6 protein-coding genes are annotated in these 7,360 nt (G+C 72.3%); 5 read left to right on the top strand and 1 reads right to left on the bottom strand.

Features of this window, described 5'->3' with window-relative positions; translation table 11 throughout:
• The 3 genes from ACTIE5_RS16755 to ACTIE5_RS16745 form a co-directional block, all read left to right on the top strand.
• The coding region (locus ACTIE5_RS16755; protein WP_439550845.1) for a hydantoinase/oxoprolinase family protein at nucleotides 1-1,105 on the top strand (1,105 nt) is incomplete at its 5' end.
• Complete coding sequence (locus ACTIE5_RS16750; RefSeq protein ID WP_439550844.1) at nucleotides 1,102-2,682, top strand: hydantoinase B/oxoprolinase family protein; 1,581 nt, start codon at nucleotides 1,102-1,104, stop codon at nucleotides 2,680-2,682. The genes ACTIE5_RS16755 and ACTIE5_RS16750, both read left to right, overlap by 4 nt.
• A complete protein-coding gene (locus ACTIE5_RS16745) occupies nucleotides 2,679-3,653 on the top strand; it encodes a tripartite tricarboxylate transporter substrate binding protein (protein ID WP_439550843.1) in 975 nt (324 codons plus the stop codon). The genes ACTIE5_RS16750 and ACTIE5_RS16745 overlap by 4 nt, the downstream gene beginning before the upstream one ends.
• A 99-nt stretch (nucleotides 3,654-3,752) precedes the next feature.
• Here ACTIE5_RS16745 and ACTIE5_RS16740 read toward each other — a convergent pair whose 3' ends face one another.
• The gene (locus ACTIE5_RS16740) at nucleotides 3,753-4,751 is read right to left on the bottom strand and encodes a Bug family tripartite tricarboxylate transporter substrate binding protein (RefSeq protein ID WP_439550842.1); all 999 of its coding nucleotides are present in this window, start codon (nucleotides 4,749-4,751) and stop codon (nucleotides 3,753-3,755) included.
• Between the two features lie 151 nt (nucleotides 4,752-4,902).
• Here ACTIE5_RS16740 and ACTIE5_RS16735 point away from each other — a divergent pair, with 151 nt between their 5' ends.
• Nucleotides 4,903-5,688 carry a creatininase family protein gene (locus ACTIE5_RS16735; protein WP_439550841.1) on the top strand — a complete coding sequence of 262 codons (786 nt, stop codon included), beginning with the start codon at nucleotides 4,903-4,905 and terminating at the stop codon, nucleotides 5,686-5,688.
• Complete coding sequence (locus tag ACTIE5_RS16730) at nucleotides 5,685-7,097, top strand: FAD-binding oxidoreductase (protein ID WP_439550840.1); 1,413 nt, start codon at nucleotides 5,685-5,687, stop codon at nucleotides 7,095-7,097. The genes ACTIE5_RS16735 and ACTIE5_RS16730 overlap by 4 nt, the downstream gene beginning before the upstream one ends.
• Nucleotides 7,098-7,360 lie beyond the last annotated feature (263 nt).

The following is a 7,360-nucleotide window of genomic DNA, read 5'->3' as shown; positions in this document are numbered from 1 at the left end:
GCCCGACCTCGGCCGGCACTCCCGCCGCGACCCCGATGCGCCGGACCCGCCGCCGCCCACCCCCGCCGGGCTCTCCCCGCCCAGCTTCCGCTTCGGCATCCCGGGCCGCATCGATGCGCGGGGTGAGGAGGTCACGCCGCTCGACCTCTCCGCCCTGCCGGCGCTGCCGCAAGGCCTGCCCGTCGCGCTCTGCCTTCTCTTCGCGCATCGCAACCCCGATCACGAGAAGCGCCTCGCCGCGATGATGCCGCCCGGCGCGGCGGTCTCCCTCTCCCACCAGGTGGACCCGGAGACGCGGGAGTTCGAGCGGATGCTGGCCACGATGCTCGATGCATCGCTCAAGCCCCTGGTCGCCGCTACGCTGGCGCCGGTCGCGCGCAGGCTGCTGGCCGCGGGATTGCCGGAACCGCGCTTCGCCATCGCCGATGGCAGCGCCGCCACGCCGCACCAGGCCCTGGCCGCGCCCCTGCCCCTGGTCCTGTCCGGCCCCGCCGCCGGCGCCCGCGCCGTGGCGCGATGGGCGGGCGATGCGCCCTTCGCCATCGGCCTCGACATGGGCGGCACCACGGCGGAAATCAGCCTGGTGCGGGATGGCGTGCCGCTGGAGACGCGAACCATCCGCCTCGGCCCCATGGAATTCCGCTGCCCTGCGCTGGATGTGGAAAGCATCGCGATCGGCGGCGATGCGTTGACGCAGGCCGCCCGCGCCGCCGGCTGGCTGCCGGGCACCGGCGTTGCCAACCCCGAAGGCCTGGCGGTCGCGGAGGCAACGCTCGCGGAGGCGCTGCGCCGCATCGCGCTTCGCCGCAACATTCACCCGGACCTGTCGCTGCTGGTGGCGGGCGGCGGCTTCGGGCCGCTGCTGGCCGCCGCCATCGCGGGCATCATCGGCTGCAGGCGCGTGCTGATTCCCCCCGCCCCCGGCCTGATGGCCGCCAGTGGCCTGCTGGACTCCCCGCCCCGCTTCCCCACCCGCTGGCACCGCCGCCAGGGCGCGGATGGCACGCTGTTGCTGGATGACGGCACCGCCACCGCCCGCGTGCCGCCGGGCTGGCGCGTCGCCCCGCGCGATGACGGCGCGCTGCTGCTGGACGCGGCGGCATGAGCGACAAGGCGATCCTGCGCATCGCGCTCGAAGGCCTGGCCGACCGGATGCAGGACATGCTGCTGGCCGCGGCGAAGTCCCCTGTGGCGCGGGAGGGCATGGATTGCGCCGCCGCGCTGTTCCTGCCGGATGGCCGCGTGCTGGCGCAGGCGCGGTCCCTGCCCCTGCTGCTGGGCGGCATGATCCCCGCCGTTTCCGGCATCCTCGCCCGTTTTCCTGCCACGGCGATGGCGGAAGGCGATGGGTTCCTGACCAATGATCCCTGGTCCGGCGGCACCCACCTGCCCGACATCATCCTGATCCGCCCCATCGTCGCTGAGGGCCGCACGGTCGCGCTGGCCGGCACCATCCTGCACCACCAGGATGTCGGCGGCCTCGCCCCCGGCTCCATCCCGCCCGATGCCCGCGACATCTTCCAGGAAGGGTTGCGCCTGCCGCCGCTCCACTGGCGCCGCGCAAGCGTGGAGGATGCGGGCATCGCCTCCATCCTGCTGGCCAATACCCGCACCCCCGCCATGCTGCGCGCCGACCTCGACGCCCAATGGGCGGCGGTGACGCAGGCGGCGGCGGAGGTTTCCGCGCTGGCCACGCGGATCGGCGCCGATGCCTTCGCGCAGCGCGCCGCCTGGCTGCTGGATGATGCGCGGGATGCCCTGGCCGATGCGCTGCGCGCCATGCCCGAAGCCGAGGCCACGGCCGAATTCGCCCTGGAAGGCGATGGCATCACGCCCGATCCCGTCCCCATCCGCGCCACGCTGAAGCGCCTGCCCGGCCCGCGCCTCTCGGTCGATTTCGCGGGCTCCGCACCGCAGACGGCGGGGCCGGTGAATGCCGCGCCCTCCGGCCTGCTCGCCGCCTGCTTCGCCCTGCTGCGCCGCATCGCCCCGGACGCCGCCGCCAATCACGGTCTGCTGGATTTGCTGGACCTGTCGCTGCCGGAGGGCAGCGTGGTGAATCCGCGCTTTCCCGCCGCGGTCAACGCCCGCACCGCGACCGTCAAGCTCGCCACCAACGCGCTGCTCGCCGCCCATGCGCAACTGGCACCAGGCCGCGCCCGCGCCTCCAATGCCGGCGTCGCCGTCGTGCTCTCCGCCGCCGGGACGGATGGCGAGGGCCGGCGCTGGATGTTCACGGAGATCCTGGCCGGGGGCGAGGGCGGCGGCCCCGAGCGCCCCGGCCTGCACGCGCTCTCCGCCGATGTCTCCAACGCCCGCAACCTGCCGGCCGAGGTGCTGGAGGAGATCGCCCCCATCCGGGTCGAGGCCTTCGCCCGCCACCGCGGCTCCGGCGGCGCCGGCGCCAGCACGGGCGGGGATGGCGTGCACCGCGCCTATCGCCTGCTGTCGGGCAGCGCGGAGGTCTCCTACCGCGGCGAACGCCATTTGGCGGGGGCGCCGGGCGCGCAGGGCGGCGGCGCGGGCGGCGTCGCGCGGCTGCGGATCATCGGCGCCGACGGAACCGAACGCCCCTTCCCCTCCAAGGCGCGGTTCGCTTGGATGGCAGGCGAATTGCTCATCATCGAGACAGCCGGCGGCGGGGGCTGGGGCCCGCCATCACAAGGGGATTTCGGGACATGACGATGCTGACGCGCCGCGCGCTGGGCGGCTTCACCCTGGCGCTGATCGGCGCCCCCGCACTCGGACAAACCTGGCCGACACGCCCCATCCGCATCATCGTTCCCTTCCCGCCTGGCGGCAGCACGGATCTCCTCGCCCGGCGCCTGGCGGAGCGGATGACGGCGAGCCTCGGCCAGACCGTCCTGGTGGAGAACCGCCCCGGCGCCGGCGGCACCACGGGCGCCGACATGGTGGCGAAATCGGCACCGGATGGGCACACGCTGCTGATGGGCGTCACCGGCAGCAATGCCATCGCCGCCAGCCTGTTTCCCAACCTGCCCTATGACCCCGTGCGCGATTTCGCGCCGGTCTCCCGCCTGGTGTCCGCGCCGCTGGTGCTGGTGGTGAACCCCGCGAGCCCCGCCCGCGATGTCGCCGGCTACATCGCGGCCGCCCGCGCCGCCGCGAACGCGCCGCTGACCTATGCGACACCGGGCAACGGCACCTCGATGCATCTGACCGGGGAGATGTTCTCCCAGCGTGCCGGCGTGGCCCTGACGCATGTGCCCTATCGCGGATCGGCGCAGGCGACGACGGACCTCATCGCCGGCCAGGTCTATTCGTCCTTCGCCGATGTGCTGGTGACGCTGCCGCATATCCAGTCCGGCGCCGTCCGCGCGCTGGCGGTGACCTCGCCCCAACGCCACCCGCTGCTGCCCAACGTGCCGACCATGGCGGAGGCCGGGCTGCCGGGCTTCGAGGCCACGTCCTGGCAGGGCCTCTTCGCCCCCGCCAATACCCCGGCGCCGGTGCTGGCGCGCCTGCACACGGAAGTCGCCGCCGCCCTCGCCTTGCCCGAGATCCGCGACCCCTTCGCCGCCCAGGGCTTCATCGTCGCCGCCTCCACCCCCGCCGAATTCGCGACCCTGGTGCGGGAGGAAGTGGCGAAGTGGCGGGAGGTTGTGCGCGCGGGCAATGTGACGGTGAACTGATTTCTTGCCCTCAGGCGCCGGGCGGCCCCTCTGGGGCCTTGGCTCGCCGCACAAGCGGCGGTCGCCTCCGGCTCCTCGGCCGGCGCTGCCGGCCGCGCCTCAATCTGTCACCGTCAGCCCCAGCCGCGTGATGACGGCGCCCCAGCGCGTCGTCTCCCGCAATTGCAGCGCGGCGAGTTCGGCGGGTGGCGATCCCACGATCTCCGCCCCCGTCTCCTCCATGCCGCCGCGCGCCGCGGGGTCGCGGGCCATCGCCTCCCGCGTCAGGGTCGCCAGGCGCTCCGCGACGGAGGGTGGGAAATTCGCCGGGGCGATGATGCCGGTCCAGCCGAAGAAGGCGCTGTCCGGCAGCCCGGCTTCCGCCAGCGTCGGCACATCCGGCATCTGGGACACGCGGCGATCGCCGGTCTGCACCAGCGCCACCAGCGACCCCGCGCGGATGTGCTGCAGCGCGCTGAAGGGGGAATGGAACATCACCTCCACCCGCCCGGCCAGCAGGTCCAGCGTGGCGGGGGCGAAGCCGCGATAGGGGACGTGTTCGATATCGAGGCCGAGGCGCTGCTTCGTCTCCTCCATCGCCAGATGCGTGGTGGTGCCGGGCCCGATCGAGGCGTAGCGGTACTTCCCCGGATTGGCGCGCACCACGGCCAGGAATTCCGCCCAGGTCTTCGCCGGGAAGCCCGGATGCACCGCCAGCACGAAGGGGGAGCGCGTCAGCAAGGTGACGGATGAGAAGGCCGTGGCGGGATCATAGGGCAGGCCGGGATTGAGCATCCGCGCCGTCGTCGTCGGTCCGCCGAAGACCAGCCCGATCGTGTGCCCGTCGGTGGAGGTCGCGACGGATTGCGCGGTGATGGCACCCCCCGCGCCCGGCCGGTTCTCCACCACCACGGGTTGGCCGAGGATGGTCTGGTAATGCCCCGCCAGCGCCCGGGCCATCTGGTCGCTGCCCGGCCCCGGCGGCGTCATCACCACGAAGCGGATGGGGCGGCTGGGCCAGGCGGGCTGTGCGGTGGCAGAGCCGGCGGCCACCAGGCCGATGCCCGCACCGATCACGGCGCGGCGGGTCAGGCGCGGCAAGGCAGGGTCGGTGGGCATCGGGCATCCTGAATCGGGGCGCGGGGAGGATGAAACGGTCCCACAGCATGGCCGTGCTTGTCCAACGCGCTTGCGCGTCCGGGTCCAACGCGCTTGCGCGTCCGGGTGCAACGCGCTTGCGCGTCGCCCAGGGCTTCGATAACCCCGCCGCATGACCGCCACGCGCCTCTGGCAGGACCTTCCCTGGCCCGCCTTTCGGGAATTGCCACGCAACACCATCGCGCTGCTGCCCGTGGCCAGCACGGAACAGCACGGACCGCATCTGCCGCTTTCCGTGGACACCGTGATCGGCGAAGGTGTCGTCCACGCCACGCTGGCGCGGCTGCCGGCCGAGCTTCCATTGCTGGTCCTGCCCACGGTGAAGGTCGCGCTCGCCGCAGAGCATCTGCGCTATCCCGGTTCGCTGACGCTGTCCGCCGAGACGCTGCTGGCGCTGGTCACGGATATCGGCGCCAGCGTTGCGCGGGCAGGGATCGACCGCCTGGTCATCATCAACAGCCATGGCGGCAACATCCCCGTGCTGGAAACCGCCGCCTTACGCATCCGGCTGGCGCACAGCATCCTGGTCCTCAACACCGCCTGGCCGCGCCATGGCCGCCCGGCCGCCTTGCATGATCCGGTGGAGGCCGCCTTCGGCATCCATGCCGGGCGGGACGAGACGGCGCTGATGCTGGCCCTCTCCCCCGCCAGCGTGCGGATGGAAAGCGCCCGCGACTTCACCAGCCGCCTGATGGCCCTGCCGCCGGCGCTGCGTGCCATGCCGCCGGGGTGGCAGGCGCAGGACCTGCACCCCGCCGGCGCCGTCGGCAACGCCGCAGTGGCCTCGCCCGCCATGGGGCAGGCGCTGCTGGACCACGCGGCGGCGGCGCTGGCATCGCTGTTCACGCAACTCGCCGCCTTCGATGTCGCGGCCTGGATCAGGGAAGACGAAGCATGACGGGCAGCGTGACGGCGGTGATGCAGGCACTCCCCGCCCTCGACTGGACCACCGACCCCGCTTTGGTGCGCCAGAAGTCGCGCGACTTCTTCTGGTACTCCCCCATCCTCAAGCGCCAGCTCAACCGCGTGACCGGGGAGGCCGTGGTGGCGCCGCGCGATGAACACGAGTTGCGCGCCCTACTCGCCGCAGCCTTCGCGGCAGGTGTCCCGGTCACGCCCCGCGGCGGCGGCACCGGCAATTACGGCCAGGCCATGCCGCTGCGGGGCGGCATCGTGGTCGACATGCTGCGCATGAACCGCATCCTCCACGCCGAGCCCGGCCTTGTGCGCGCGGAGGCCGGCATCCGGATGATCGACCTCGATGCGCAATGCCGGCGCGATGTCGGCGGCGAGCTTCGCATCCATCCCTCCACCTTGCGCACAGCGACGCTGGGGGGCTTCATCGCCGGCGGGTCGGGCGGCGTCGGCAGCATCACCTGGGGCGGGCTGCGCGCGCCGGGCAACATCCTCGGCCTGCGCGTGATGACGATGGAGGCCGAGCCCCGGGTACTGGAATTGCGCGGCGCGGACATCCAGCAGGCCAACCACGCCTATGGCACCAACGGCATCATCACGGCGCTGGAGATGCCACTCGCCCCCGCGCATGACTGGATCGATGTCGTCGTCGCCTTCGCGACGCTCCTCGCCGCCTGCCGCTTCGCGGATGCGCTGGCGCGGCGGGACGACATCACGAAGAAGCTCGCCTGCGTCGTCCCCGCGCCCCTTCCGCAGAACCATTTTCGCCAGTGGGGCGCGAAGGTGCCCGCTGGGATGGCCGTCGCCTGCCTGATGGTGGCGGCGCCGGACCTCGCGCTGCTGGATGCGCTGGTCGCGGACCATGCCGGGCAGGAGATCCACCGCGAACGCACGGAAGACGCCGCCGTGCCCTGCTACGAACACTCCTGGAACCACACCACGCTGCAGGTGCTGAAGACCGACAAGACGATCACCTACCTGCAATCCCTGTTTCCCGCGCCCGACCACCTCTCCCTCATCGAGAAACTCGAAAAGCGCTTCGGGGATGAGGTCCTGTTCCATGTCGAAGCCGTGCGCTTCGCGGGCCAGGTCTGCGCCATCGGCCTGCAGATCGTCCGATTCACCACGGAAGAACGCCTGGACGAGATCATGCGCATCCATGAGGAAGCCGGCAGCCCCATCTTCAACCCGCACACCTTCCTGCTGGAGGAAGGCGGCATGAAGCTGGTCGACCAGGCGCAGCTTGACTTCAAGCGCCAGGCGGACCCCAAGGGCCTGCTCAACCCCGGCAAGATGGCTGCCTGGGACGATCCGGACTGGAAGCCGGGCGCCGTCCCGCCGCTGGAACTCTACGAGACCGACCGGGAAGCGCCCCCGGAGGTCCTGGACTAGGGGTCCAAACCCAATCATCCGCCGGGCGCCTGGCCGGTCTCGCGCGGCATCCGCGGCGTCAGGCCGCTTGCCGATGCAACCAGCATCGGCGGCGCGCCCTTCCTGGCGGCCTGCCACGCGATCCTCGGCCATCCGCCTCGGGTCTGATTGGGTTTGGACCCCAGCACCATCAGAAAATCCCGCATTCCGGAACCTATGGACTACCGCCCGCCCGCCGCTTCCTGTTGAATGTCCCGAAGCCGTGGCCGCCTGAGCCCCGGCAC

It is taken from the genome of Falsiroseomonas sp., from assembly GCF_051859025.1.
GTDB lineage: Bacteria > Pseudomonadota > Alphaproteobacteria > Acetobacterales > Acetobacteraceae > Falsiroseomonas.
Note: the sequence above shows the minus strand (reverse complement) of the source record. Positions and strands in the feature narration are given on the sequence as shown.

Bases quoted from the DNA above. Each gene is read 5' to 3' on its own strand.
- ACTIE5_RS16740 (WP_439550842.1), bottom strand. From the start codon at position 4,751: ATGCCCACCGACCCTGCCTTGCCGCGCCTGACCCGCCGCGCCGTGATC.
- ACTIE5_RS16735 (WP_439550841.1), top strand. From the start codon at position 4,903: ATGACCGCCACGCGCCTCTGGCAGGACCTTCCCTGGCCCGCCTTTCGG.
- ACTIE5_RS16730 (WP_439550840.1), top strand. From the start codon at position 5,685: ATGACGGGCAGCGTGACGGCGGTGATGCAGGCACTCCCCGCCCTCGAC.
- ACTIE5_RS16745 (WP_439550843.1), top strand. From the start codon at position 2,679: ATGACGATGCTGACGCGCCGCGCGCTGGGCGGCTTCACCCTGGCGCTG.
- ACTIE5_RS16750 (WP_439550844.1), top strand. From the start codon at position 1,102: ATGAGCGACAAGGCGATCCTGCGCATCGCGCTCGAAGGCCTGGCCGAC.